This window comes from Pseudomonas sp. RIT-562 (genome assembly GCF_026241895.1).
Classification (GTDB): Bacteria; Pseudomonadota; Gammaproteobacteria; order Pseudomonadales; family Pseudomonadaceae; genus Aquipseudomonas; species Aquipseudomonas mandelii_F.
In genome coordinates this window covers 21,984-47,371 of sequence record NZ_JAPJIV010000031.1, presented here as the reverse complement: position 1 = coordinate 47,371, position 25,388 = coordinate 21,984, and the positions used below count along the sequence as shown (strand labels likewise).

Genomic DNA, 25,388 nt, shown 5'->3' with positions numbered 1-25,388 from the left:
TTATTAGTGGGTGTTACCGCAGCCCTTCCTGAATGAAGTGAGGCCTGTGGGAGCAACGCTTGCTCGCGATCGCGATTTGCCAGTCGCCATGAAAACTAATGTCGGTCCGTCATCGCGAGCAAGCTTTGCTCCCACAGGTACCAGTCCTCCAAGGGGGCTCGCCTTCAGATAATCTGCCCCTACTGTCGCTCAAGTTGACGTTAACGTAAAGGGTGATTGACAGCCATTCGTCACAGGCTTACGTTAACGTAAAGGTGAGAGCTGCAGCGCGCCCTCCCCACCCAACAAAAAAGCCAAAAGGTGCCCCATGAGCTACCCATCCCTGAACTTTGCCCTCGGCGAAACCATCGACATGCTGCGTGATTCGGTTCAGTCCTTTGTCGCCAGCGAGATCGCCCCGCGCGCCGCCCAGATCGACATCGACAACCTGTTTCCCGCAGACCTGTGGCGCAAGTTCGGCGACATGGGCCTGCTCGGCGTCACGGTTGCAGAAGAGTACGGTGGTGCCGGCCTGGGTTACCTGGCTCACGTGGTCATCATGGAAGAAATCAGCCGCGGCTCGGCTTCAGTTGCCCTGTCCTACGGTGCGCACTCCAACCTCTGCGTCAACCAGATCAACCGCAACGGCAATCACGAGCAGAAGCTCAAGTACCTGCCCAAGCTGATCAGCGGCGAGCACATTGGCGCGCTGGCCATGAGCGAGCCGAACGCCGGTTCCGACGTGGTATCGATGAAACTTCGCGCCGATAAACGTGGCGACAAGTACGTGCTCAACGGCAGCAAGACCTGGATCACCAACGGCCCGGACGCCAACACCTACGTGATCTACGCCAAGACCGACCTGGAAAAAGGCCCCCACGGCATCACCGCTTTTATCGTCGAACGCGACTGGAAAGGCTTCAGCCGCAGCAACAAGTTCGACAAGCTCGGCATGCGCGGCTCCAATACCTGCGAGCTGTTCTTCGATGACGTCGAGGTCCCGGAAGAAAACATCCTGGGCGCCCTCAACGGCGGCGTAAAAGTCTTGATGAGCGGCCTCGACTACGAACGAGTGGTGCTGTCCGGCGGCCCGACCGGCATCATGCAGGCCTGTATGGACCTGATCGTCCCGTACATCCACGACCGCAAGCAGTTCGGCCAGAGCATCGGGGAATTCCAGCTGATCCAGGGCAAGGTCGCCGACATGTACACCCAGCTCAACGCCAGCCGCGCCTATCTCTATGCGGTGGCCCAGGCCTGCGAGCGCGGCGAGACCACGCGCAAGGACGCCGCCGGCGTGATCCTCTACAGCGCCGAACGCGCCACGCAAATGGCCCTCGATGCGATCCAGATCCTCGGCGGCAACGGCTACATCAATGAATTCCCCGCTGGTCGTCTGCTGCGTGACGCCAAGCTGTACGAAATCGGCGCGGGGACCAGTGAGATTCGTCGCATGCTTATCGGTCGTGAACTGTTCAACGAAACCCGCTAACCGGAGTTGTCCATGGCTATCCTGCATACCCAGCTCAACCCGCGTTCGGCGGAGTTCGCCGCCAACAGCGCGGCGATGCTCAAACAGGTCGACGCCCTGCGCACCCTGCTCGCCCAAGTGCAGCAAGGTGGTGGCGCCAAAGCGCAAGACCGCCACACCTCAAGGGGCAAGTTATTGCCTCGCGAGCGCATCAATCGGCTACTCGACCCAGGATCGCCCTTCCTCGAAATCAGCCAGCTGGCGGCCTACGAGGTTTACGGTGAGGAAGTCCCGGCTGCCGGCGTGATCGCCGGAATTGGTCGCGTCGAAGGCGTGGAATGCATGATCGTCGCCAACGATGCCACGGTCAAAGGCGGCTCGTACTACCCGCTGACCGTGAAAAAACACCTGCGCGCCCAGACCATCGCCCAGCAAAATCGCCTGCCCTGCATCTATCTGGTGGACTCCGGCGGAGCCAACCTGCCGCGTCAGGATGAAGTGTTCCCGGACCGCGAACACTTCGGCCGGATCTTCTTCAACCAGGCCAACATGAGCGCCATGGGCATTCCGCAGATCGCCGTGGTCATGGGCTCCTGCACCGCCGGCGGCGCCTACGTTCCGGCCATGGCCGACGAGGCGATCATGGTGCGCAACCAGGCGACCATCTTCCTGGCCGGCCCGCCCTTGGTCAAAGCCGCGACCGGGGAAGTGGTGAGTGCCGAAGACCTTGGCGGTGCCGATGTGCACTGCAAGATTTCCGGTGTTGCCGATCACTACGCCGAGAGCGACGAACACGCCCTGGCCATTGCCCGGCGCAGCATTGCCAACCTTAACTGGCGCAAGCTCGGCGAAGTGCAGCAACGCGCGCCGATCGCCCCGCTGTATGCCAGCGATGAGCTGTATGGCGTGGTATCGGCTGACGCCAAGCAGCCCTTCGATGTGCGGGAAGTCATCGCACGCCTGGTGGACGGCTCGGTGTTCGACGAGTTCAAGGCGCTGTTCGGGACTACGCTGGTCTGCGGTTTTGCCTACCTGCACGGTTATCCGATCGCGATCCTCGCCAACAACGGCATCCTCTTTGCCGAAGCCGCGCAAAAAGGCGCGCACTTCATCGAGCTGGCCTGTCAGCGTGGCATCCCGTTGCTGTTCCTGCAGAACATCACCGGCTTCATGGTTGGCCAGAAGTACGAAGCCGGCGGCATCGCCAAGCATGGCGCGAAACTGGTGACGGCGGTGGCGTGCGCCAAGGTGCCGAAGTTCACCGTGATCATCGGCGGCAGCTTCGGCGCCGGCAACTACGGCATGTGTGGGCGCGCCTACGATCCGCGCTTTCTGTGGATGTGGCCAAATGCGCGGATCGGCGTGATGGGTGCCGAACAGGCTGCCGGCGTCCTGGTGCAGGTCAAACGCGAGCAGGCAGAGCGTGGCGGCCAAACCTTCAGCGCCGAGCAGGAAGCCGAGATCAAGCAGCCGATCCTCGATCAGTACGAACAACAGGGACATCCCTACTACTCCAGCGCACGGCTCTGGGACGACGGCGTCATCGACCCCGCGCAGACCCGCGATGTGTTGGCCCTGGCCTTGTCGGCCGCGCTTAACGCGCCAGTAGAACAAAGCCGTTTCGGCGTGTTCCGGATGTGATTTCTGTGGGAACGGAAAATATGAACGACTTCAATACCCTTGAGCTGCACACCGACCCCAGGGGTTTCGCGACCTTGTGGCTGGCCCGCGAAGACAAGAACAATGCCTTCAACGCGCAGATGATCCGCGAGTTGATCCTCGCCCTGGATAAAGTCTCGGCCGATACCAGCCTGAGATTCCTGCTGTTGCGCGGCCGTGGCAAACATTTCAGCGCTGGCGCTGACCTCGCGTGGATGCAGCAGTCTGCCGAACTGGATTACCACACCAATCTCGACGACGCCCGCGAGCTGGCCGAGCTGATGTACAACCTCGCCAAGCTGAAGATCCCCACCCTGGCCGTAGTGCAAGGCGCGGCGTTTGGGGGAGCGCTCGGCTTGATCAGCTGCTGCGACATGGCCATCGGCGCCGACGACGCACAATTCTGCCTGTCGGAAGTGCGCATCGGCCTGGCTCCTGCCGTGATCAGTCCGTTCGTGGTGCAAGCCATCGGCGAACGCGCTGCGCGCCGCTACGCCCTGACTGCCGAGCGGTTCAGCGGCCAGCGGGCACGGGAGATCGGTTTGTTAGCGGAAAGCTATCCGCTGGAGGAACTGGAATCGAAGGTCGAGCAGTGGATCGCCAACCTCCTGCTCAACAGCCCCGCCGCCATGCGTGTCAGCAAGGACTTGCTGCGCGAAGTGGGTAACGGCGCGCTGACCCCGGCACTGCGCCGCTACACCGAAAATGCGATTGCGCGGATCCGCGTCAGTCCTGAGGGTCAGGAAGGCCTGCGCGCCTTCCTGCAAAAACGCCCGGCGAACTGGCTGGCTACCCCCAACACCAAGGAGCCGCGTTGATGAGCACGCCCGTCATTACCACTTTACTGGTGGCCAACCGCGGCGAAATCGCCTGCCGGGTGATGCGCACCGCCAAAGCCCTTGGCCTGACCACCGTGGCCGTGCACAGCGCCACTGATCGAGACGCCCGGCACAGCCGCGAGGCCGATATCCGAGTAGACCTGGGTGGCAGCAAAGCCGCCGACAGTTACCTGCAGATCGACAAACTGATTGCCGCAGCACAGGCCAGTGGCGCCCAGGCGATTCATCCGGGGTACGGTTTCCTGTCGGAAAATGCCGGATTTGCCCGGGCCATCGAAAATGCCGGCTTGATCTTCCTCGGCCCACCGGCCTCGGCGATCGATGCAATGGGCAGCAAATCCGCAGCCAAGGCATTGATGGAAACCGCTGGAGTGCCCCTGGTCCCGGGCTATCACGGCGAAGCCCAGGACCTGGAAACCTTCCGCGAGGCCTGTGCTCGCATCGGCTATCCAGTGCTGCTCAAGGCCACGGCCGGTGGTGGCGGCAAGGGCATGAAAGTGGTCGAGGACGTCAGCCAGCTGGCCGAAGCCCTGGCCTCGGCACAACGTGAAGCACAATCGTCGTTTGGCGATTCACGCATGCTGGTGGAAAAGTATCTGCTCAAGCCGCGGCACGTCGAGATCCAGGTCTTTGCCGACCAGCATGGCAATTGCCTGTACCTCAATGAGCGCGACTGCTCGATTCAACGTCGCCATCAGAAGGTCGTCGAAGAAGCGCCTGCTCCAGGCCTGAGCCCGGAACTGCGGCGGGCCATGGGCGAAGCTGCCGTACGCTCGGCTCAGGCGATTGGTTACGTCGGCGCCGGCACGGTGGAATTCCTGCTGGACTCGCGAGGCGAGTTCTTCTTCATGGAGATGAACACCCGCCTGCAGGTCGAACACCCGGTGACGGAAGCCATTACCGGGCTCGACCTGGTGGCCTGGCAGATCCGCGTGGCCCGCGGTGAAGCGCTGCCGATGACCCAGGAACAGGTGCCCCTGGTTGGTCATGCCATCGAGGTCCGGCTGTACGCCGAAGACCCGGGCAATGACTTCCTGCCGGCGACCGGTCGTTTGGAGTTGTATCGCGAATCGGCCGCAGGTGCCGGGCGTCGAGTCGACAGCGGAGTGGAAGAAGGCGATGAGATCTCACCGTTCTACGACCCGATGCTGGGCAAGCTGATTGCCTGGGGCGAAGACCGCGAACAGGCGCGCCTGCGTCTGCTGGGCATGCTCGACGAATTCGCGATTGGCGGTCTCAGAACCAATATCAACTTCCTGCGCCGAATCATCGGCCACCCCGCTTTTGCCGCCGCAGAACTGGATACCGGGTTTATCCCGCGTTATCAGGAACAGTTGCTGCCACCACCGGCAGAGCTGGGCGAGGATTTCTGGCAGGCCGCCGCGCAGGCATTTGCCCAGAGTAAGGTAGCCGCACCGCGCACTGACGACCCGGCGTCGCCTTGGGCAAACTCCAACGGTTTGCGCGCCGGGCTGCCGAGGGAAATCACCTTGCACCTGAGCTGCGAAGGCCAGGATCGAGCGCTGACGCTGGGCCCTGCCAACGCGAGCACTGCACAGTTGCAGGGCGAACATCTGCTGACGGAGCATGCTGGAATGCGTCGCCAGCACCGGGCAATCCGCCGCGACGGCGTGGTTTATCTGCAATGGGATGGGGAATTGCGTCGCATCGAGTCCTACGACCCGATCAGTGCCGTAGAAGCCAGCCATAGCCACCAGGGTGGCCTGACCGCACCGATGAACGGCAGCATCGTGCGAGTCCTGGTGGAGGCCGGGCAAACGGTCGAAGCCGGAGCGCAACTGGTGGTGCTGGAAGCCATGAAAATGGAACACAGCATTCGCGCGCCGCACGCTGGAGTAATCAAGGCCCTGTATTGCCAGGAAGGCGAGATGGTCAGTGAGGGCAGCGCATTGGTCGAGCTGGAAGAGGCGTGAAATCCGGATCGGTCCTACGTGGGCGTAGGACCGGTCCGGTCAGAACTTGGCAGTGGCCTGCACCACCACGCCGATGATTCGGCAGTCGGCGGTGAACAAGGCTTTGGGGTAAGTCGGGTTGAGCGGGACCAGATAGCGCTGACCGCCCTCCTCGATCAACTTGCGAAAAGTGGCAGCGGCGCTGCCAGACCATTGGGCGATGACCAGTTTGCCCGGCAATACATCAGCATCCGGATCTACCAGGATCAACATGTCTTCGCCGATGCTCAGCCCACTGGGCGCAGTCATTGCGTCGCCCTCGACCTTGAGCCAGAAAGCCCGGCCGCGGGCGTGGTAGTCGGACAGTTCGAACTGCGTCGCGCCATACACCGGCAACTCCCCATCGCGCAGCAGGCGGGCTTCCTGCCAACCAGTGATCGGATAGCGAAAAGACGGGTTGTAGCGCTGCGCCAAAGGCAGAACATCCTGCTCGCCAGCCTCGATTTCCCTGAGCACCATCGCCACTTCAAGAAAGTCCAGGCCGAGAGCTTCGAGCACGCGATTCATGTCGTCGATACTGGGCTTGCGTCGTTTATTCAGCCAGTGTCCAACACCGCCTTGTGACATTTCCAGACGGTCCGCGAGTATCTCCTGAGTGATATTTAACTCACTCATCTTTGCCTTGACCAAATCAATCCATTTATCCATGTCCGGCACGATACGCGGGCTCCTACCTGCGCTCAAAACACAAGCTGTATTATTTCAATTGCCGAAACAAATACGCTTTGTACTAAGCTCTTTTTACGGATCTGAAAATCAAAAAAGGAGTTTACAGCACCATGCCAATCCCCAGCACTGACCTGCCCCAAGAGCCGATGGACACCACGCTCAATTCGCCCCAAGGCTTCGCTGCAGCCCAGCGAGCGCTCGATTACTACTTGAAACCAGCTGTGTCAGCAGAGCCCGAAGAAACGCGTTTTTTTGAAGTGAATCACAACGTCAGCGCCGAGGAGGCACTGGTGCATGCCTCGGACCTGATGCGCTGCGCCGCCTCCATTGCTTATGAATCGGCGGGTAATCTGCAGGGCGCCAGCCGAGACCTGACATTGTCGACGGTGCACCTGATCGATATGGCCAGGGCCATGGTCGATCGGTCCCTCAACAAAGCGCAAAGAGGCTGAAAACGAAGACGCCAGGTAAGAATTTTCCTGACGGGCAGCTAAAACTGTTTGACTTGCAAACGAGAATGATTATTATTGCACCAACTGGTCGCGAGATCAGTCGATGGACCAAGAGACCTTAGGTCGGTCTCCTGGACTATCTCCTCATCAGGCTAATCACGGTTTTTGACCCGGCTTTTTGCCGGGTCTTTTTTTTGCCAGTTATTCTGGCTTTTGGCTTCAGGCTAATGAAGTCTTTAGTGACTGCAAATTCGATGGCGCGGATGATATCAAAAGAATGTTCATTGGCAAGGGAAGCCCGCCATCATTGGCTCAAACTAACGAAAAATAGCACTTGAGAATCAATCGCACAGTCTCTAAGCTGCGCCAGCGTCAAGGAAGACGCCCCCCAGATTCTGGCAATTTCCCCGATTTTTCCCCTCCCTGCGTGTAAAGTATCAGCCATAAAAATCATATTCAGGAACCGATTATGACCGTGGCTAAATCCTCATTCGACATCAGCGCCAATTTCGACAGTGGCAACATCGAAGTACTCGATATCAGCAACCCGCTGCAAGCACTGTTGGCCATTCGGCCCGATACCCGCAGCCAGCACTTCCAGTGGTTTCACTTCAAGGCCAGCGGCTTGCATGTGGGCCAAGAACATTGGTTTCGTCTGAATAACGCCAGCAAGTCCTCCTACAACAAGGCCTGGGATGGTTATCAGGCCGTCGCGTCCTACGACCACGTGAACTGGTTCCGCGTACCGACTATCTTCGAAGGCGACTGCCTGCGCTTCAGTCTCGAAGCCACCGCCACCCACGCCTGGTTCGCCTACTTCGAACCTTACAGCCGCGGGCGTCACGACTGGCTGATCGAGCAGGCGCTGAGCAAGGCCGGCACCGAACTGTTGGCCACCGGTAAAAGTGTCGAGGGCCGGGACATTCAACTGCTGCGCAAAGGTACGGGCGCCGAGGGCCGGCGCAAGGTGTGGATGATTGCCCAGCAACACCCGGGCGAACACATGGCCGAATGGTTCATGGAAGGTGTGATCGAGCGCCTGGAAAGACACGACGATCCGGTCCTGAACAAACTACTGGCCAGTGCCGACCTGTACCTGGTGCCCAACATGAACCCGGACGGCGCCTTCCACGGTCACCTGCGCACCAATGCCATGGGCCAGGACCTCAACCGTGCCTGGCAGAGCGCCAGCCAGGAACTCAGCCCGGAGGTGCTGTTCGTGCAGCAGCAGATGGAACAACACGGGGTTGACCTGTTCCTGGATATTCACGGCGATGAAGAGATTCCCTACGTTTTCACTGCCGGTTGTGAAGGCAATCCAGGCTATACCCCGCGCATCGCAAAGCTCGAAGAGCAGTTCCGCACTCACCTCAAGCACCTGACCAAGGACTTCCAGACCAAGCATGGCTACACCCGCGATGAACCGGGCAAGGCCAACATGACCCTGGCGTGCAACAGCGTCGGCGAGAAATTCGACTGCCTGTCGCTGACCCTCGAAATGCCCTTCAAGGACAATGATGATTCTCCAAACCCGTTGACGGGCTGGTCGGGCAAGCGTTCCAAACAGTTGGCCAAGGACGTGCTGACGACCATTGCCGACATGGTTGATGCCTTGCGTTGACCGGTTGCAGCCGCAGCTTCAACTGCGGCTGCCAAATCACCCGCGATCCTTACCCCGCAGCATGCTCTGCAGCACATCGTCACGGCGCACCCAGCCATGGAACAGCGCCGCGGCCAGGTGCAGCAACACGGTCAGGAACAGCAGGTAAGCCAGGTACCCATGAGCCTTGCGCAGGACCGCAAATACCTGGGCGTTGGCCGGTACGATCGACGGCAACTGCAACGAACTGCTGAGCATCACCGGGTCGCCCGCCGCCGAGATCATCGCCCACCCCAGCAGTGGCAACACCAGCATCAAGGCGTACAGCAACAGATGCGAGCCTTTGGCGGCGAGCACCTGCCATCCCGGCAAATCGGCTGGCAGTGGCGGCTGTCGAGTGGAAAAACGCACGACGATGCGCACGATCACCAGCAACAGAATGGCGATGCCCAACGGCTTGTGCAGGTGGATCAGCCACTCATGACGCTCGGACACCGAGGCCACCATGCCCGCTCCGATAAACAGCATGGCGATGACCATCAGCGCCATCAGCCAGTGCAGTAGCCGCGCCAATGGCGCGAAGTGATTCGGTTGAGTGCTCATTGGCGAGCCTCCTGTTTGGCGGCGGGCAACTGGCTGACTTCACTGGTGCGACGCAGGTAGGAACTGGCATACCCGGCTGAGCGCGCGGCGAGCAGCGGGTCGCCCGAGCCTTCGATGCCAGCAGGCAGCACCAGCGGGTCATAGTTGATATCCCGGCACTCACCACTGAGCTGTGGCTGAGTGCTTTCGAGCACCAGAGTCCCCGCATTTACCACCTTGCGCCCTGGCGGCCAGGCCTTGCTCGCATCGTCGATCGGATCACCGGCGTCGGCCAGGGTGATGTTCAGCTGCCAGCGCAGTGGCCCTGCGGCGATTCGCTGGACCAGGTCTTTTTCGAGGAAATCACTGCCTTCAGGCGCCGCTGCGCCTGGCGCATCCTGGGCAACCGGCACCATGCTCCAGCGCACTGGCTGGCGCTGGCCGGCGGCGTTGACCAGATAAAACGCATTCACGCTGTTGTAGGTTTCAGTGACATAACTGGCCGAGGGCTTGGCCGTCTTGATCCACGCCAGGAATGGCGCAGCTTCCGGGTGCGCGCCGAAGAATGCCGGGACTGCCGCAGGGTCAGGCTTGCCGGTGGCCGGCACTGGCGACTGGGCTTGTTGCAACTGATAAAAGGCTTCCGGGGTGCCCACCGGGAACACCGGCATGCTGTTCATCCCGGTGCGCCATTGTTGACCATTGGCCTGGGTGAAACGCAGCGCCATGCTGCGAATCGGCACGCTGCTGTCCGGCGCGTAGGGATTGCCCGCCGGTAGCGCAAAACGGCCAACCACCGGGGTCCGCGCCTCGTTGAACACCTGAGCACTGGAATAACTGCGCGCCTCGTCGCTGCTCTCGAAATGACCGATCACGCACACGCCCTTGGAATGGTTACGCCGGAACCCCGGGTGCACGCCGTTATTGGTTTCCAGCACATTGATCAGTTTTTTCGGCGTCAGCCGCTGCGGGTCGAAAGTACCGTTGACGTAGGCAAAAGCCCCGGCAACAGCGGCAACCACCAAAGCGATGCCGCCGAGACGCAGCACCAGGCTGGTGGCGCTCAGCGGCGGCCGGGTGGGCGGTGATGAGCGATCTACCATGAAAGACTCCAGGGCCTGTGGCCGCAAATGAGAAGAATCAAGCAGACGAACCCCCGGACGGTTTATTCCATCACCGGGTGTTTATTTTTTCGGGCGTGGAATAATCTCGAACGCCGAGCGTCTTCCTGGTCCACAGCGTAGTGACTAGCCAGAACTTCATGAACGATATCGACGAACAACTGAGTGAAATCATTCCCAGGTTGAGGCGATTCGCCTTGTCCCTGACGCGCAATCCGAGCAGCGCCGATGATCTGGTGCAGGCCTGCCTGGAGCGGGCACTGTCGCGCTGGAGCGACAAACGACCCGAAGGCGATTTGCGCGCCTGGCTGTTCTCGATTCTTTATCGACAGTTCCTGGACGCCCACCGGCGTTCCCGGCGCTATGCGCGAATGCTCGAATTTTTTATCGGCCGCGCAGAAGCCGAACCCTCTGCAGAGCGCACGGTGATCGCCCAATCGACCCTCAAGGCTTTCGACCAGCTCACTGCCGAACAACGCGCACTGCTGCTGTGGGTATCAGTCGAAGGCTTGAGTTACAAAGAAGTGGCCGAGATTCTCCAGGTACCCACTGGGACTGTGATGTCGCGTCTGTCCCGCGCCCGCCAGGCCTTGCGCCAACTCAGCGAAGGTGAAATTACCCGCCCTGCCCTGCGGAGACTTAAATGATCAGCATGCCCCCTGACGAACGTGACCTGCACGCCTACATCGACCACCAGCTCAGCGAATCCGACCGACGCCTGGTGCAGACTTATCTGACCAACAACCCACAGGCGGCCGCCACCGTGCGCGCCTGGCAGCAGGACGCCGAGCAACTGCGCGCCAGCCTCAGCGGCGCGCTGCAACAACCGACCAATGCGCAGCTGGCCCCTGCAGCCATTCGCCAACGCCTCCAGCGTCAGTCCCGGCGTCATCTGGCCAGCGCCGCCGTGCTGCTGCTGGCCGTCAGCGTTGGCGGCTTCAGCGGCTGGCAGGCTCGGGAAATGACCTTACTCAGTACTGCGGCACCGATGACCGATGCCCTGCAGGCGTACCGCCTGATTGCGCAGCAAGGCCTGCTGCCGGCGGACTTCAAGGTCGGCGAACAGGGCGACATGCAGGCCTGGCTGGATCGCTATTTCACCCAGGCCAATCGCCTGCCAGACCTCGCCGATGCGGGTTTCAAACCGGTCAGCGGGCGCCTGCTCAGCACCGAGCAAGGGCCGGCGGCGATGGTGGTCTACGAAAACCCGAACGGGCAGAAGATCAGCTTCTACGTGCGCCCACCTGGGCCCAAGAACTTCCTGCTGCCCCGGGGCAGTCGCACGGATGGCGAGCTCCAGGCCGAATACTGGTCGGGCGCCGGTTACAACTATGCGATGGTCAGCCCCAACAATACCCCGGCGGCGCAGCTGCTCCGGCAAACTGAAACGTTTTGACTATACAGCGCTGGAAGCAAAACTACCCATTTGGTTAAACTGTGCCGCCGCCGCTCGGGGCGCCGGCTTTGAAGATCTCGGGGTGACATTCCAGTGGCCGTTCGACCACCCAAGCGTTCGCGACTCACATCACGCTGGCCGGTATTGCGCCGCCTGTTCGCCAAGGCACCGGCCACCCCGGTCGCCAGCGCGAAAGTGATCCACGACTACTTTCGCCAGAAGGCCCATGCCCAGGGTTACACCCTCAGCCACAGTCAGCAACGCGTGATCGATTGCATGGCGCAGTACGCCCCCCTGCTGCCCGGCTCATCACCTCAGAGGCTGCCTGGGCTGTATCTGCATGGCGCAGTGGGACGCGGCAAGAGTTGGTTGCTCGACGGCTTTTTCCAGGCTATCCCACTTCGCGAAAAGCAGCGGCTGCACTTCCACGAATTTTTTGCCCGGTTGCACCAGCAAATGTTCGCCCACCGCGAGAAGCCTGATGCCATGGAGGTCACCCTCGACCAGTTGCTGAAAGACTGCCGGGTGTTGTGTTTCGACGAGTTTCACGTCCACGATATCGGCGACGCGATGCTTATTACCCGCCTGTTCCAGGCGCTGTTTCGCCGGGGCATCCTGCTGCTGGTCACCTCCAATTATCCACCTGAAGGTTTATTGCCGAACCCGCTCTACCACGCACGGTTCAAACCGGTGATCGACCTGATCAACGCGAAAATGCAAGTCATGGAAGTCGGCGGGCCCCACGACTACCGAAGCCAGGCGCGAAATCACGCCCAGCAAATCTTCACTCACGGACGTTACCTCTGGCCGGACACACCGGCGTTGCGCCTGACCCTGGACTTGCCCGAAGCTGATGCACCGCCCCTGCCAGTGCCCGTCGGCACCCGGCAGTTGCAGGCCCGCTACCGCGATCGGCGCACTATCGGGGTCACCTTCGCCGACCTGTGTGAGCACCCCACTGCGGTCATGGATTACCTGGAGCTGTGCCGACAATTCGATCACTGGATCATCCTCGACCTACCCCGGCTCGCCGACACTTCCATCGCGGCGCAACAACGGTTCATCAACCTGGTGGACGTACTTTACGATCAGGACAAACACCTGACGTTGGTCGGCCAGCATTCGTTGAGTGAGAGCCTTGGGGGAGATGCGATCGATCTGGCGCGAACCCGCAGTCGGTTGGGGCAGTTGGTGCAAATCAATGGTTTGAAATGAGCACAGTGCAGTTGTACCGGTATCATGTCGGCACCCATCTGCAGATCGATAGCGAAGCCATTTCATGGACACCCTAGCCCAACTGCGCGCCGGCCAACTGGCGGGCAGCACTCGCCTTGACCTCGCCTGTGGCCTGAGCGAATTCCCCCGGGAAATCTTCGACCTGGCCGACTCCCTCGAAGTCCTCAACCTCAGCGGCAACGCGCTAAGCCAGCTGCCGGACGACCTGCATCGACTGACCCGCCTGCGGGTTTTGTTCTGCTCCGACAACCTGTTCACCGAACTGCCCGCGTGCGTGGGCCAGTGCCGCTCACTGAGCATGGTCGGCTTCAAGGCCAACCGCATCGCGCAGGTGCCGGGCGCGGCACTGCCGCCCTTGCTGCGCTGGCTGATCCTGACCGACAACTGCATCAGCGAACTGCCGCAGGAATTGGGCGAGCGCCCGCACCTGCAAAAACTCATGCTCGCCGGTAATCAGTTACAGCGCTTGCCTGACAGCCTGCAAAACTGCCATCAACTGGAACTGATCCGGGTCGCCGCCAACCAACTGACTGAACTCCCCGAATGGCTGCTCACCCTGCCCAGCCTGACCTGGCTGGCCTACGCCGGTAACCCGTTGGAAACCGAGGCCGACTCCGCAGTGCTCGAATCGACTGCCACCATCCCCTGGCCGGCATTGCGTCTCGAGCAGCAATTGGGTGAAGGCGCCTCCGGAGTGATCCATCGAGCGAGCTGGATTCGCCCAGGCTCAGGGGACCTGCAAGTCGCGGTCAAACTCTACAAAGGCGAGATGACCAGCGACGGCTCACCTCTGCACGAAATGAACGCCTGCATCACCGCAGGCAGGCATCCCCATCTCATCCGGGTCGAGGGACGCATCGGCGACCATCCACAGGGGCAAGCCGGGCTGGTGATGGAGCTGGTCGAGCCGAACTTTCGTAACCTGGCCGGGCTGCCGAGCCTGGCGTCCTGCAGCCGCGACGTCTACGCCGATGACATCCGCTTCAGCGCCGAGGTGGCGTTGAGCATCGCGGCTGCTATCGCCTCGGTCGCCGACCATCTGCACCGCCAGGGCATTACCCACGGTGACCTCTACGGCCACAATATTCTCTACAACGATCGCGGTGATTGCCTGCTGGGGGACTTTGGCGCGGCGTCTTTCCACGCGACCGCGGACAGCTTCGAAAGCCGTGCCTTGCAACGACTTGAAGTGCGAGCATTCGGGATACTGCTGGGGGAGCTGCTGGAGCGGGTCCACTCGGGGTTGACCGTGGAGCGCCGCAGGCAGCTGGAAGATCTGCACCTGCGATGCTGTCAGCCGCAGGTCATGGAGCGGCCGGGGTTCAGCGAGATTGTGCAAGCGTTACAGGATCTGTGACCGCCACAGATCCAGTGTGTGTGTGTGTGTGGGAGCGGGCTTGCTCGCGAAGGGGCCGGTTCAGGCGACATAGATAGCGGATGAACGACCCCTTCGCGAGCAAGCCCGCTCCCACACTTGTTACTGCAGAACCGAATTAACCCGCCAACCCAACAAACATATCCTGCACGTCATCATGGTTGTCCAGCCCTTCAAGAAAGGCCTCGACTTCGGCCATCTGCTCGTCAGTCAAACCACTCACCGGGTTCTTCGGCTGATAACCCAGCTTCGCCGACAACACCGTGAAACCTTGCTCAGGCAAGGCCTTCTGCACCGCATCCAGGTCCGCAGGCTCGGTCAGGAACAGGGTCGTGCCCTCTTCTTCGCCCGGCTCGAAATCTTGTGCACCGGCTTCGATCGCGGCCATTTCCGGGTCGGCGTCCGGGCTGTCAGGGGACGCCTCGATCATGCCGACGTGGTTGAAGTCCCAGGACACCGAACCCGAAGCCCCAAGCTGGCCCTTGCGGAACGCAACGCGAATCTCGGCGACGGTGCGGTTGATGTTGTCGGTCACGCATTCCACGATCAATGGCACCTGATGCGGGGCAAAGCCTTCGTAAGTCACACGGTGGTACTGCACGGTTTCGCCAAGCTGGCCCGAACCTTTCTTGATCGCGCGCTCCAGGGTCTCGCGAGGCATGGACGCCTTCTTCGCCTGTTCGACCACCAGGCGCAAATGCGCGTTGGTCGCGACATCGGCGCCGTTTCGCGCGGCAATGGTGATTTCCTTCACCAGTTTGCCGAAGATCTTGCCCTTGGCATTGGATGCCGCTTCTTTGTGTTTAACCTTCCACTGTGCGCCCATTAACTCACTCTCTTGTCTGTGGCGCCGAAACATCTATTGGCCGACGCTTTGTGCAAGTTTATACGGCCTAAAGTTGGCAATCGACCAAAAATTCCACCGGTTTGCTCGCCATGATGCATAGGCATCTTCACCAATTGCTGTAGGCCGATTCTGAAAATACATATGCGGCGTTCCTACAGAGCCGTGGTTTCGTACCCTCTGCGTCCCTCAACTGCCAGCAGAAGTGCACCCGATGTACAACGACAAGGAAAGTCCGTTCAACCTGACCCTACTCAAAAGTGATCTGCAACTGCCGGTGTTGCAGTTCAGTGGCCACGAAGCACTGAATCAACCTTATCGATTCGAGATCGAATTTATAGCCCTGGCATCCGCCTTCAACCCCGGCCGGTTGATGCACCAGGAGGTGTTCCTCGAACTGGGCAATGGCAACGGCATTCACGGAATAATCCAGTGCGTTACAAGCGAACATCGTGGGTCACACCACATCGGCTGCACCCTCACCGTGATGCCGCGCCTGCAATCGCTGCACGACTGCAGCCAGCGCCGAGTCTTTCATCACCTGAGCGTACCGGACATTCTCCAGCAGTTACTCAAGGCGCATGAACTGCCCGAGAGCAGCTATCGCCTTGAGCTGATGGGTCAGTACCCGGCCCGAACTTTTTGCATCCAGTACGAAGAAAATGACCTGGACCTGTTCCGTCGGCTGTGTGAAGAGGAAGGCATCCACTTTCATTTCGAGCACAGTCACCAGGGGCACGTGCTGGTGCTGGCTGACGACAGTCTCAGCCTGCCCCAGGAGCCGGTCTTGGCGCAGTTCCGCCCTGAGCCGAACCATCCCAGGGCGATGCCGGCCATCAGCCAGCTGTATCAGCGCCATAACTCAGGACCCTCGCCCGCTCGACTCTACGCCGTAGACCGGCGCCTCACAGCGCCAAACCCGGCCCATGCTTCACAACGCAGCCTGCGGCAACTGGAACGCCTGCGTTGCTCCTCCCGAGAGATCCATGGCCAGAGCAACCATGACGCTTTGTGCAGCGGGCGCATCGTGCAAATCTCGCAACATCCGGTACCAGCCTTCAACGACCAATGGCTGCTGACTGGCCTGCGCCATCAAGGGCGCCAGGCTTCGATTCTCGCCAGGGACAGCGGCGTTGGCGAGTATCGCAACGAGTTCACCGCCATCCCCTGGTCGACCGTCTTCCGAGCGCCCCGGCTCCAGCCTCGACCGATCATTGCAGGGAATCAGCCGGCGCGGGTTCTGGGTCAACCGGGACAGCCGGCGACTCTGGATGATGAGGGGCGGATGATGGTTTGTTTGTGGCCCAGTGCACCCTTCGATCCTGATCGTTCTGGCGCCATCCCCGTGCACATCGCTTGCGCAGAGCCGGCCCAGTGCATCGACTCCGGCGCCGTGCCGGTTGCGGGCAGCGCAGTGCTGATCAGCTTCCTCGATGGCGATCCTGAGCAACCGGTGTACTGGGCCACCGCAGTTCAATCGCACCCGGCAGCGCAACCGGGAACGGATACCGGGCTATTGCTCGGTTGGCTGGCGGAGCACTGAGTGTTACCCCTTGTCGGCCTTGCCCGCCGCCGCGGCAAACTTTGCCAGGCGCACATCCAGATGCCGCGGCCGATGCCCGTGATCTTCGGCGCGCTCCTTGCGCCGGATGGCATTGCGCACCATCAGCGAACCAAGGTAACGAATCGGCTCCGGCGGGAAGAAGCCCAGCGGGCCGTTGACCAACGGCGAACGGGTCCAGGCATTGTCCAGGCCCAGAACCATCGAGGCGAGGATTTGCCCGCCCATGTGACACGGCCCGACGCCACTACCGGAATAGCCAAACCCGTAAAACACGTTGCCGCTGGCACTCATCTGGCCAAAAAACGGCAAGCCGGTCACAGAGCGATCCGAGGGCCCGTTCCAGGTCGCCGCTACTTCCACCTCGGCAAAGGCCGGGAAGAACTCGCCCAGGCTATGCTTCAGCAGCCCGGCATAGGGCGACGGTTGATCGAACACCGGCAACATCCGCCCTCCATAGGCAAAGGTGTTTCCCCCTTTGCCGAGCATGATTCGGCCATCTGGCGTGTTGTGGTAGTAGTGCACGAAAATCCGCGAATCGAGCACTGTCACGCCGCTGGTCAAACCGATTTTATTGAGCAGATCCGGTCTCGGCTCGGTGATCAGCATGTCGCTGGAAACGATCGCCACGCTGCGCTCGAATTGAGGAAATGCCCGAGCCATCCAGGCGTTCATCGCCAGCACTACCCGATCGGCACGAACGGTGCCGCCCGGAGTATGGATCGCCGCAGGCCGCCCCTCCTCCAGGCCGGTCATGGCCGTTCGCTCATGAATTCTCACTCCCAGCTGCAAGGCGATCCGGCGCATACCACGCACCAGTTTGCCTGGCTGCACGCTGGCGGCTGCCGGTGAAAACCAGCCTTCCAGATGCTTGCTGGAACCGGCCATGCGCTGCACATCCGCGAGCGGGCGCTGGGTGAACGAGTTGATCCCGTTGCGCTCCAGCGCCGCGATCACCGCATCGGTCGAACCGCATTGGGCGCGGTTGGTGGCGGTGTAGAGCGTGCCATCCAGGCGGTAGTCGGCATCGACTCCATACTGCTCGCAGAAGGTGCCGATCGCATAAATGCTGCGCTCCGACTCCTTCACCAGTCGCACCGCTTCCGCCACTCCGAACAACCGCTCCAGGGTGAAGTACTTCGCCGACCACGACAGCGCGCAACCGCCATTGCGGCCACTGGCACCTGCACCGCAGATGTCTGCCTCGATCAGCAACACGTCCAGCTCAGGGTTTTGCTCCTTGAGCATGATCGCAGTCCACAATCCGGTGTAGCCGCCACCGACAATGCACACGTCGGCGCGGGTGTCACCGGCCAAAGGCTCGCACGGCACGCAGGACTCAGCCGCCAGCGCCTGTTCCAGCCAGAAAGGTCTCATGGGTCAATCCTTATGTACGCAGGGGTTTTACGCTCATCGGCCGGTTAGGCACGAATGCGTCTTCTGGATTCAGCACAGCCGGGCGGCTGTTCCAGTGGGGTATCAGCACCAGCGCGGAGAACATCGCGCAGCCGGCGAAGACGATAAACACGGTGACCGAATCAAAGTAGCCCGGCAGCAACCCTCCCAGGATCGCCCCGACCGAACCGCAGCCATTGACGAACCCGGCCGCTGTCGCACCCGCCTTGGCAGTGCCGAAATCGATCGCTGCCGCACCGCTGATCATGGAGTCCGGTCCGTACAAGGTCAGCCCCATGACGAACAACAACGCGACCACCAGCAGCACACTGCCGGTGTGCAGCGCGCCCATGAACAAGGCCAGGGATACCGTGAGCGCCAGCAGACTGATGACGCAGGCGGGCATGCGCCGGGCGCCGAACAGTTTGTCCGAAGCCAGCCCCAACAGGATTGGCCCGAGCAGCCCGGCCAGTTCGAATGCGGTGGGGATGATGGCTGCACCGACCTTGCCTACCGACGGCATCTGCTCGAAGACGATCACCGGCCCCCACAGCAGAATCGCATAGCGCGCCGGCTTCAACAGAAAGTAGGCCAGTCCCAGCACCAGCACCGTGCGGTTGCGCAGGATTTCGCGCAGCGGTTCCAGCACACTGATCCGGCTTTGGGCATGGGCCTCTGCAGGCGTCAACGGCGGCTCTGGTTCCACTGCTGGCAAGCCGACATCTTCAGGTTTGTTGCGCTGGAAAACAAAGAACAGCACAGCCACCAGCCCGACCACCGCCGCACTGGAAATGAAAGCCGCATGCCAGGTGCCGATCAGCGTGTAGGCCCACCAGCCGGCAAACGGTGAAGCTACCAGGCCACCAAAGGCGTAGCACGAACTCCATAACCCAAGCACCCGGCCACGCTGCTCGGCGGGGAAGAAGCTGCCGAGGTTCTTGCACAGCCCGGACCAGCCCGTAGATTGCGCCAGGCCCTGGATCAACATGCACGTGGCGAAAATCGGCAAGGTCGCGAAGCTGCCCATCACCAGCGCTGCCACTGCAGAAATCAGCAACCCGCCAAGGACGACCACCCTGGGCCCAAACCGGTCAGCGAGGATGCCCCAGGTGAATTGTCCGATGGCGTAGGCAGCCAGGTAGATGGCGTCAAGGTTGGCCATGGCCATTTTGTCGAGCGTGAAGTCGGGGTCTTCGGCGATCCCCAGTTTGGCGACGGAAAAAGCTTTGCGGGTAAAGTAAAACGCGGCGTAGGCGAGCCAGGTGATGGCGAAGATCTGCACGCGCCAACGCTTGATGGTACCGATGTGATTGTTCATTGTGGTTCTGACCTCAGGGTGTGAGTGTGCCGGCAGAAATCGAGAAATAACGCCTGTGTTTTTTATTGTTGAGCACTGCGATATCGCCTGGTCCCTGTGGCGATACCGGTCAGATGAGTCCTGCCATTGCACGCGCAGGCTCATGGCCACGGATGCTGTTCGACCGAACAGTCATCGGGTTGAAGCCGATAAAAACAATTACTGATTAATAAGTGAAATCGATTTATCGTATTTCCAATATAAGTTCAGCTTGTTACTGGAGGTTGCGATGTCGGTTTCCCACGCCCAACTCAAAGCCTTTCACGCCGTGGCGGTTCATGGAAGTTTCACCAAGGCCGCCGAGCGGCTATTCCTGACCCAGCCAGCGATATCCGACCAAGTGCGCAAGCTGGAAGAGCGCTTCGGTGTGCTGCTGTTCCACCGCAACAAGCGTTCGGTGCGCCTGACCGACCTGGGCGAGCGTTTGCTCGGCATCACCCAACGCCTGTTTGTCATCGAGGCAGAGGCGCAGGAGCTGTTGCAGGATTCCCGGGCATTGCACACCGGCAGCCTGATTCTGGCGGTGGATGCGCCGGTGCACGTGTTGCCGCAGATCGCGCGCTTCTGCGAACGCTACCCTGGGATCACCGTGAAGATCGAGACGGGAAACACCGATGAGTCGCTGTTTCGGCTGTTCAATTACCAGGCTGACCTGGCTTTGCTGGGCCGCGATGTCAGCGACGAAAGACTGATCTCGCTGCCGCTGCGCAACGACCCGATGGTGGCGTTCGTTTCACGCAATCACCCCTGGGCTGATCGCGATTCAATCTGCCTGGCGGACCTCGATGACACGCCGTTGGTGTTGCGGGAAATCGGTTCGGTGACGCGCCAGACCCTGGAAGAGGAAATGGCCCAGGCCGGGTTTCGCATTCGTGCGGCGATTCAGGTTGAAGGCCGCGAGGCGGCGCGCGAAGCGGTGGTGGTGGGTATTGGCGTGGGAGTGGTATCGGCCGCAGAGTTTGGTGCCGATTCCAGAGTATGTGCGCTGCCAATCATCGACTGCACGCGGCGGCTGACGGAGACCCTGGTGTGTCTGCGCGAGCAAAGTTCGCGGCGGGTGGTGGCGACCTTTCTGCAGATGGTGCGCGAGAGCATGGTGTAGGCCGCGTAAGATCACCGCCATCCCGTGTAGGAGTGAGCCTGCTTGCGATAGCCCCGCCGCAGTTTATTGCCCGGGTGCCAATCCAAAAAACGCCTGGATCAACCGCAAATCCCGCCGCCGCTCCATACACACGATCATATGCCGGTTCACCAAGCCCTCACCCATGATTGGCACGGCCACCACCCGCGGGTCATGGCTGACTTCCACCGACGACACCACGCCAACGCCGAGGTCGGCCGCCACGGCTTCGGTCACCGCCTCACGGCTGTCCAGTTCCAGCAATACCCGCGGACTGACCTTGGCCTGAATACAGGCGTCATCAAACGTGCGACGGGTGACCGAACCCGGCTCACGCAACACCATGATCACTTGGTCCAAGTCCTTGAGCGACACCTTCAAACGGTTCGCCCAGGGATGATTTTCCGGCACCAGCGCGCAAATCCGAGACTCGCCCAAGGCCTGCAAATGCAGGCCTTTGCGCGGCTCGACTTCGGTGAGCACCGCCACGTCTGCATGCTCGGACAACAACGCAGCCAGGGTCTGCGGGGCGTTACCCAGGCGCAGGTTCACCGTGATCCCGGGATAACGCGCGCGCAAACTGGCCAGCATCGGCATGACCAGATGCGGCCCGTCCGCCGCCACCTCGAGACGCCCGGTGAGCAACTGCCGATTAGCCTCCAGCATGATCTGCGCCTCCTCCGCCAGGCCAAACATGGCCCGGGTAATCGCCGCCAATCGAGTGCCCTCCTCCGTCAGTTCTACCCGTCGGGCCGTGCGGCGCAACAAGGTGATCTGGTAATGCTCCTCCAGTGCCTTGATGTGCCCGGTGACGGCGGGCTGGCTGATGAACAGCCGCGCGGCTGCCCGGGTAAAGCTGCCTTCGCGCGCCACTGCGTCGAAAGCGCGGAGCTGGAACAGGTTCATGAATAACTCTCACTGATGTCTGGCATAACAACAAACAATTTGATTGATAGCACGGCAAATTGCAATTTAAGTCCCGTAGCTTCATCCCATCGATTGCGAGGACACGAGAATGAGTACTGCCGAACCCATCCTGCTCACCCCCGGCCCGTTGACCACCTCGGCGCGCACCCGTCAGGCGATGATGGTCGACTGGGGTTCATGGGATGACCGCTTCAACCAGCTGACCGCCAGCCTGTGCGAGCAATTGCTGGCGATCATCAACGGCGGCGACAGTCACCACTGCGTACCGTTGCAAGGCAGTGGTACCTTTGCGGTCGAAGCAGCCATCGGCACTCTGGTGCCCCGTGACGGCAAGGTGCTGGTGCTGATCAATGGCGCCTACGGCAAACGCCTGGCGAAGATCTGCGAAGTCCTCGGTCGCCCTTTCAGCACCTTCGAGACTGCCGAAGACGAGCCCACCACGGCGGCCGACGTCGACCGCCTGCTGCGGGCAGACGCCAGCATTACCCATGTCGCGTTGATTCATTGCGAAACCAGCACCGGCATCCTCAACCCGCTGGCGGATATTGCCCAAGTCATTGCTCAGCATGGCAAGCGTCTGATCATCGATGCCATGAGCTCCTTCGGCGCCTTGCCGATCGACGCACAGCAGGTGCCGTTCGATGCGTTGATCGCCGCCTCGGGCAAATGCCTCGAAGGCGTTCCGGGCATGGGCTTCGTCTTCGCCAGAAAAGAATCCCTGGCGAATGCGGCCGGCAACTCCCATTCGCTGGCCATGGACCTGTTCGACCAGCACACCTATATGGCCAAGACCGGCCAGTGGCGCTTCACCCCACCGACCCACGTGGTCGCGGCTCTGCACGAAGCGCTGCTGCAATACAACGAAGAAGGCGGCTTGCCCGCCCGCCACCAGCGCTACGCCGACAACTGCCAGGTGCTGCTCGAAGACATGGCCAAACTGGGCTTGCGCAGCTTCCTGCCCGCCGCGATCCAGGCGCCGATCATCGTCACCTTCCACGCACCGAAAGACCCGCGTTACCAGTTCAAGGAATTCTACGAAAGGGTCAAGGCCAAGGGTTTCATTCTCTACCCCGGCAAGTTGACCCAGGTCGAGACCTTCCGCGTCGGCTGCATCGGCCACGTTAACCAGGCCGAGATGCACGCGGCGGTGGCGGCGGTGGCCGAGGTGCTGCGCGAGATGGAAGTACTGGAAATCTGATTACCGAACACTGCCCCCGAACGCAGACTCGCAGGCTCGACAGCTGCTACGAGATCTCATTCCTCACTGACAGGATTTAAACCATGAACTACAGCAACCCAACCAAACTCCAGGCCGCCATCCTCGACTGGGCCGGCACTGTCGTCGACTTCGGCTCGTTCGCCCCCACGCAGATTTTCGTCGAAGCCTTCGCCGAGTTCGACGTCCAGGTGTCCATCGAAGAAGCCCGCGGGCCGATGGGTATGGGCAAGTGGGATCACATCCGCACCTTGTGTGATCAGCCGCAAGTCGCCGAGCGTTATCGCGCCGTGTTCGGCCGCACGCCGACCGACGATGACGTTACCGCCATCTACAAACGCTTCATGCCGCTGCAAATTGAAAAGATCGCCGAGCATTCGGCGCTGATCCCGGGCGCACTGGACACCATTGCCAACCTGCGCCAGCAAGGGATCAAGATCGGTTCCTGCTCCGGTTACCCCAAGCAGGTCATGGACAAGGTTGTCGAACTGGCAGCCACCAACGGTTACGTCGCCGACCACGTGGTTGCCACCGACGAAGTGCCCAACGGTCGCCCATGGCCCGCCCAGGCACTGGCCAACGTGATCGCCCTGGGTATCGATGACGTCGCCGCCTGCGTGAAAATCGACGACACGGTGCCGGGCATCCTCGAAGGACGTCGCGCCGGCATGTGGACGGTTGCCCTGATCTGTTCCGGTAACGCCCTGGGCCTGGACTACGAGGGCTATCGCGCCCTTGGCAGCGACCAGCTGAACAGCGAGCGCCAGCGCATTCACGCGATGTTCGAAGGCTCGCGTCCGCACTACATGATCGACACCATTGCGGACCTGCCCGAAGTGATTGCCGACATCAACAAGCGTCTGGCTAACGGCGAGATGCCGCAGACCAGCTGATCACGCGGCCGATGTCCCGCAAGGCGCCAATCCCCCTCGGGCCTGGCGCTTTTTTGTTGGGGAAACCCTGATCCAGAGCATTGAAAGGCTGATCGCGCCGGGCAAGCGCAGCGAAACGGGCTTACAGTTAACGCACTCCGTCGAAAAGAACGGTGAACCTCAAACCGCCCGTGAGGAATACCTGTATGCCGTGGAAAAGTTCTGAATCACGTTACAGCACCGTCTCCATCACTCTGCACTGGTTGATGCTGGTCTTGCTGGCGCTGGTATATGCCTGTATCGAGTTTCGCGGAGTCTTTCCCAAAGGCAGCGGCGGCCGCACGTTGATCACCGAATCGCATTTCATGCTTGGCCTGACGGTCTTCGTGCTGGTCTGGTTTCGACTGTTGGCGCGCAGTGTCGGCCCCACCCCGCAGATAATTCCGGCATTGCCGCGCTGGCAGAGCGTACTCGCCAAGTCGATGCACTGGGTGCTGTACCTGTTCATGATTGCCATGCCGATACTGGGTTGGCTGACCACCAGCGCCAAGGGCCACCAGGTGATGTTTTATGGTTTCGACCTGCCATTGCTGATCCCGGAAGACAAGGCACTGGGTAAACAGATCGAGGGCTGGCATGAGCTTGGCGGTACGATCGGCTACTGGTTGATCGGGCTGCATGCCCTGGCGGGGCTTTATCACCATTACGTGGCGCGAGATAACACCTTGTTGCGGATGATGCCTAAGCGCGGGTGAGGGAAAATCCGCGCCGGCCTTGCAGGCCGCCGGTATGGATGAAAATCAGGCGTGAGCCTGGCTGGAATTTGCCGGCTTCGATCTGCTGTTTTAACGCGAGCAGTGCTTTGCCGGTGTAGAGCGGCTCCAGTGCAACGCTGCTGGCCTGTTCGGTCTGCTCGATGAACGCCAGTAACTGTGGATCGACCTTGGCAAAACCACCAAGACTGGCGTCGAGCAGTTCATAGCCCGTGTCGGGAGCGCCCGCCTGCTGCAAGATCGACTCGACCTGCTGCGCCACGCCATGATCACCCGGCACGGCCAGCGCGCCGTAAACCGGATGCGCTCCCGCCTCGGCGAGCACCAGGCCCGCGAGGGTGGTGCCCGTGCCACAGGCCAGCCACCAGCCGTCGTAGTCACTCCAACCCAACTGATTCAGTTGCCCGGCGACCATCGACTTGAGCTGCATGCAGCCTTGGGCCCCGAGCAAACCGCCGCCGCCTTCCGGCACCCCCAGCAGATCTGGATACAAGGCCTGCCAGGGCTCCCAGAAACCCGCGGCATGTCGCGCCCGATAACCGCCATAACCCAGCCAGTGCAACTGCATGCCGTAGGCCTGCAAGTCTTGCACTGTCGGAGTGTCCTGAGGGTGACCACGCAGCAGCCCCACGGTGCTGAAACCGAAACGCTTGCCTGCCGCAGCCAGGGCGTGGAGATGATTGGAGTGGGCGCCACCGAGGCTGATGATGCCCTTGGCACCGGCAAGCTCGGCTGCCTTGAGGTGCTCGATGAGCTTGAACCATTTGTTGCCGCTGATCAGCGGGTCGATCTGGTCGAGACGCAGGATCGCGACTTCGATACCGGATCGCGAGAGCCAATCGAGCTGAAGGATTTCGAGCGGGGCTTGGGGGAGCCAGTCGCAGGAGGAAAAAAGCATGACCTGAGCAATCTGAAAAGGAGCCAAGTCTACCAGTCAACACCAATTTTGTAGCAGCTGGCGAAGCTGTGGG

General features: G+C 61.0%; 23 protein-coding genes. 15 read left to right on the top strand and 8 right to left on the bottom strand.

Annotation, left to right across the window (positions count from 1 at the left end; genetic code table 11):
• Positions 1-307: 307 nt before the first annotated feature.
• From ORL50_RS26950 to ORL50_RS26935, 4 genes are read left to right on the top strand one after another with little or no spacing between them, the layout of a single operon-like run.
• Entirely contained in the window at positions 308-1,471 is a 1,164-nt protein-coding gene (locus ORL50_RS26950) for an isovaleryl-CoA dehydrogenase (protein WP_266019570.1), read from the top strand.
• A gap of 12 nt (positions 1,472-1,483) precedes the next feature.
• Positions 1,484-3,091 carry a carboxyl transferase domain-containing protein gene (locus ORL50_RS26945; protein ID WP_266019568.1) on the top strand — a complete coding sequence of 536 codons (1,608 nt, stop codon included), beginning with the start codon at positions 1,484-1,486 and terminating at the stop codon, positions 3,089-3,091.
• 20 nt (positions 3,092-3,111) lie between these two features.
• Positions 3,112-3,927 (top strand): gamma-carboxygeranoyl-CoA hydratase, encoded by an 816-nt coding sequence (locus ORL50_RS26940; RefSeq protein ID WP_266019566.1) that lies wholly within the window; start codon positions 3,112-3,114, stop codon positions 3,925-3,927.
• Complete coding sequence (locus tag ORL50_RS26935; RefSeq protein ID WP_266019564.1) at positions 3,927-5,882, top strand: acetyl/propionyl/methylcrotonyl-CoA carboxylase subunit alpha; 1,956 nt, start codon at positions 3,927-3,929, stop codon at positions 5,880-5,882. The genes ORL50_RS26940 and ORL50_RS26935 overlap by 1 nt, the downstream gene beginning before the upstream one ends.
• Before the next feature lie 39 nt (positions 5,883-5,921).
• On the opposite strand, the gene ORL50_RS26930 is transcribed toward ORL50_RS26935, so the two are convergent.
• Positions 5,922-6,569: a LexA family protein gene (locus tag ORL50_RS26930; RefSeq protein WP_266019562.1), complete on the bottom strand. Its 648-nt coding sequence runs from the start codon at positions 6,567-6,569 to the stop codon at positions 5,922-5,924.
• Positions 6,570-6,700: 131 nt separating this feature from the next.
• Here ORL50_RS26930 and ORL50_RS26925 point away from each other — a divergent pair, with 131 nt between their 5' ends.
• Positions 6,701-7,042, top strand: coding sequence for a DUF6124 family protein (locus ORL50_RS26925; protein ID WP_266019560.1), 342 nt, complete (start codon positions 6,701-6,703; stop codon positions 7,040-7,042).
• A gap of 469 nt (positions 7,043-7,511) precedes the next feature.
• Complete coding sequence (locus ORL50_RS26920; RefSeq protein ID WP_266019558.1) at positions 7,512-8,663, top strand: M14 family metallopeptidase; 1,152 nt, start codon at positions 7,512-7,514, stop codon at positions 8,661-8,663.
• A 36-nt stretch (positions 8,664-8,699) separates the two neighbouring features.
• Here ORL50_RS26920 and ORL50_RS26915 read toward each other — a convergent pair whose 3' ends face one another.
• The gene (locus ORL50_RS26915; protein WP_266019556.1) at positions 8,700-9,245 is read right to left on the bottom strand and encodes a cytochrome b; all 546 of its coding nucleotides are present in this window, start codon (positions 9,243-9,245) and stop codon (positions 8,700-8,702) included.
• A complete protein-coding gene (locus ORL50_RS26910) occupies positions 9,242-10,327 on the bottom strand; it encodes a catalase family peroxidase (protein WP_266019554.1) in 1,086 nt (361 codons plus the stop codon). Before ORL50_RS26910 ends, ORL50_RS26915 begins: the two co-directional genes overlap by 4 nt.
• 158 nt (positions 10,328-10,485) lie before the next feature.
• Here ORL50_RS26910 and ORL50_RS26905 point away from each other — a divergent pair, with 158 nt between their 5' ends.
• The 4 genes from ORL50_RS26905 to ORL50_RS26890 all read left to right on the top strand — a co-directional run bounded on the left by ORL50_RS26905 (position 10,486) and on the right by ORL50_RS26890 (position 14,334).
• Entirely contained in the window at positions 10,486-10,992 is a 507-nt protein-coding gene (locus tag ORL50_RS26905; protein ID WP_266019553.1) for a sigma-70 family RNA polymerase sigma factor, read from the top strand.
• Positions 10,989-11,741, top strand: coding sequence for an anti-sigma factor family protein (locus ORL50_RS26900; protein ID WP_266019552.1), 753 nt, complete (start codon positions 10,989-10,991; stop codon positions 11,739-11,741). The genes ORL50_RS26905 and ORL50_RS26900 overlap by 4 nt, the downstream gene beginning before the upstream one ends.
• Before the next feature lie 93 nt (positions 11,742-11,834).
• Positions 11,835-12,956, top strand: coding sequence for a cell division protein ZapE (gene zapE, locus ORL50_RS26895; protein ID WP_266019551.1), 1,122 nt, complete (start codon positions 11,835-11,837; stop codon positions 12,954-12,956).
• 64 nt (positions 12,957-13,020) lie between these two features.
• On the top strand, positions 13,021-14,334 hold the full coding sequence (locus tag ORL50_RS26890; protein ID WP_266019549.1) for a leucine-rich repeat-containing protein kinase family protein: 1,314 nt from the start codon (positions 13,021-13,023) through the stop codon (positions 14,332-14,334).
• A 136-nt stretch (positions 14,335-14,470) separates the two neighbouring features.
• Here ORL50_RS26890 and ORL50_RS26885 read toward each other — a convergent pair whose 3' ends face one another.
• Positions 14,471-15,178, bottom strand: coding sequence for a YebC/PmpR family DNA-binding transcriptional regulator (locus ORL50_RS26885; RefSeq protein ID WP_266019548.1), 708 nt, complete (start codon positions 15,176-15,178; stop codon positions 14,471-14,473).
• A 232-nt stretch (positions 15,179-15,410) separates the two neighbouring features.
• Here ORL50_RS26885 and ORL50_RS26880 point away from each other — a divergent pair, with 232 nt between their 5' ends.
• The gene (locus ORL50_RS26880; RefSeq protein WP_266019546.1) at positions 15,411-16,739 is read left to right on the top strand and encodes a type VI secretion system Vgr family protein; all 1,329 of its coding nucleotides are present in this window, start codon (positions 15,411-15,413) and stop codon (positions 16,737-16,739) included.
• Between the two features lie 3 nt (positions 16,740-16,742).
• Here the strand turns inward: ORL50_RS26880 and ORL50_RS26875 are convergent, their stop codons facing one another.
• Both ORL50_RS26875 and ORL50_RS26870 read right to left on the bottom strand, forming a co-directional pair.
• Positions 16,743-18,134 carry an FAD-dependent oxidoreductase gene (locus ORL50_RS26875; RefSeq protein WP_266019544.1) on the bottom strand — a complete coding sequence of 464 codons (1,392 nt, stop codon included), beginning with the start codon at positions 18,132-18,134 and terminating at the stop codon, positions 16,743-16,745.
• Positions 18,135-18,144: 10 nt separating this feature from the next.
• The gene (locus tag ORL50_RS26870; protein ID WP_266019542.1) at positions 18,145-19,470 is read right to left on the bottom strand and encodes an MFS transporter; all 1,326 of its coding nucleotides are present in this window, start codon (positions 19,468-19,470) and stop codon (positions 18,145-18,147) included.
• 268 nt (positions 19,471-19,738) lie between these two features.
• On the opposite strand from ORL50_RS26870, the gene ORL50_RS26865 reads away from it, so the two are divergent.
• Positions 19,739-20,611, top strand: coding sequence for a LysR family transcriptional regulator (locus tag ORL50_RS26865; RefSeq protein ID WP_266019540.1), 873 nt, complete (start codon positions 19,739-19,741; stop codon positions 20,609-20,611).
• A gap of 63 nt (positions 20,612-20,674) precedes the next feature.
• Here ORL50_RS26865 and ORL50_RS26860 read toward each other — a convergent pair whose 3' ends face one another.
• Complete coding sequence (locus ORL50_RS26860; RefSeq protein ID WP_266019538.1) at positions 20,675-21,535, bottom strand: LysR substrate-binding domain-containing protein; 861 nt, start codon at positions 21,533-21,535, stop codon at positions 20,675-20,677.
• 109 nt (positions 21,536-21,644) lie between these two features.
• Between ORL50_RS26860 and ORL50_RS26855 the strand changes: the two genes are divergently transcribed.
• From ORL50_RS26855 to ORL50_RS26845, 3 genes are all read left to right on the top strand, one after another.
• A complete protein-coding gene (locus ORL50_RS26855; protein WP_266019536.1) occupies positions 21,645-22,754 on the top strand; it encodes a 2-aminoethylphosphonate--pyruvate transaminase in 1,110 nt (369 codons plus the stop codon).
• A gap of 83 nt (positions 22,755-22,837) precedes the next feature.
• Complete coding sequence (gene phnX, locus ORL50_RS26850; RefSeq protein ID WP_266019534.1) at positions 22,838-23,665, top strand: phosphonoacetaldehyde hydrolase; 828 nt, start codon at positions 22,838-22,840, stop codon at positions 23,663-23,665.
• A gap of 185 nt (positions 23,666-23,850) precedes the next feature.
• Positions 23,851-24,399 carry a cytochrome b gene (locus ORL50_RS26845; RefSeq protein WP_266019532.1) on the top strand — a complete coding sequence of 183 codons (549 nt, stop codon included), beginning with the start codon at positions 23,851-23,853 and terminating at the stop codon, positions 24,397-24,399.
• Here the strand turns inward: ORL50_RS26845 and ORL50_RS26840 are convergent.
• Entirely contained in the window at positions 24,386-25,315 is a 930-nt protein-coding gene (locus ORL50_RS26840; RefSeq protein WP_266019530.1) for a 1-aminocyclopropane-1-carboxylate deaminase/D-cysteine desulfhydrase, read from the bottom strand. The two genes, ORL50_RS26845 and ORL50_RS26840, sit on opposite strands and share 14 nt — an antisense overlap.
• Positions 25,316-25,388 lie beyond the last annotated feature (73 nt).

Bases quoted from the DNA above. Each gene is read 5' to 3' on its own strand.
- ORL50_RS26950 (WP_266019570.1), top strand. From the start codon at position 308: ATGAGCTACCCATCCCTGAACTTTGCCCTCGGCGAAACCATCGACATG.
- ORL50_RS26945 (WP_266019568.1), top strand. From the start codon at position 1,484: ATGGCTATCCTGCATACCCAGCTCAACCCGCGTTCGGCGGAGTTCGCC.
- ORL50_RS26940 (WP_266019566.1), top strand. From the start codon at position 3,112: ATGAACGACTTCAATACCCTTGAGCTGCACACCGACCCCAGGGGTTTC.
- ORL50_RS26935 (WP_266019564.1), top strand. From the start codon at position 3,927: ATGAGCACGCCCGTCATTACCACTTTACTGGTGGCCAACCGCGGCGAA.
- ORL50_RS26930 (WP_266019562.1), bottom strand. From the start codon at position 6,569: ATGGATAAATGGATTGATTTGGTCAAGGCAAAGATGAGTGAGTTAAAT.
- ORL50_RS26925 (WP_266019560.1), top strand. From the start codon at position 6,701: ATGCCAATCCCCAGCACTGACCTGCCCCAAGAGCCGATGGACACCACG.
- ORL50_RS26920 (WP_266019558.1), top strand. From the start codon at position 7,512: ATGACCGTGGCTAAATCCTCATTCGACATCAGCGCCAATTTCGACAGT.
- ORL50_RS26915 (WP_266019556.1), bottom strand. From the start codon at position 9,245: ATGAGCACTCAACCGAATCACTTCGCGCCATTGGCGCGGCTACTGCAC.
- ORL50_RS26910 (WP_266019554.1), bottom strand. From the start codon at position 10,327: ATGGTAGATCGCTCATCACCGCCCACCCGGCCGCCGCTGAGCGCCACC.
- ORL50_RS26905 (WP_266019553.1), top strand. From the start codon at position 10,486: ATGAACGATATCGACGAACAACTGAGTGAAATCATTCCCAGGTTGAGG.
- ORL50_RS26900 (WP_266019552.1), top strand. From the start codon at position 10,989: ATGATCAGCATGCCCCCTGACGAACGTGACCTGCACGCCTACATCGAC.
- ORL50_RS26890 (WP_266019549.1), top strand. From the start codon at position 13,021: ATGGACACCCTAGCCCAACTGCGCGCCGGCCAACTGGCGGGCAGCACT.
- ORL50_RS26885 (WP_266019548.1), bottom strand. From the start codon at position 15,178: ATGGGCGCACAGTGGAAGGTTAAACACAAAGAAGCGGCATCCAATGCC.
- ORL50_RS26880 (WP_266019546.1), top strand. From the start codon at position 15,411: ATGTACAACGACAAGGAAAGTCCGTTCAACCTGACCCTACTCAAAAGT.
- ORL50_RS26875 (WP_266019544.1), bottom strand. From the start codon at position 18,134: ATGAGACCTTTCTGGCTGGAACAGGCGCTGGCGGCTGAGTCCTGCGTG.
- ORL50_RS26870 (WP_266019542.1), bottom strand. From the start codon at position 19,470: ATGAACAATCACATCGGTACCATCAAGCGTTGGCGCGTGCAGATCTTC.
- ORL50_RS26865 (WP_266019540.1), top strand. From the start codon at position 19,739: ATGTCGGTTTCCCACGCCCAACTCAAAGCCTTTCACGCCGTGGCGGTT.
- ORL50_RS26860 (WP_266019538.1), bottom strand. From the start codon at position 21,535: ATGAACCTGTTCCAGCTCCGCGCTTTCGACGCAGTGGCGCGCGAAGGC.
- ORL50_RS26855 (WP_266019536.1), top strand. From the start codon at position 21,645: ATGAGTACTGCCGAACCCATCCTGCTCACCCCCGGCCCGTTGACCACC.
- phnX (WP_266019534.1), top strand. From the start codon at position 22,838: ATGAACTACAGCAACCCAACCAAACTCCAGGCCGCCATCCTCGACTGG.
- ORL50_RS26845 (WP_266019532.1), top strand. From the start codon at position 23,851: ATGCCGTGGAAAAGTTCTGAATCACGTTACAGCACCGTCTCCATCACT.
- ORL50_RS26840 (WP_266019530.1), bottom strand. From the start codon at position 25,315: ATGCTTTTTTCCTCCTGCGACTGGCTCCCCCAAGCCCCGCTCGAAATC.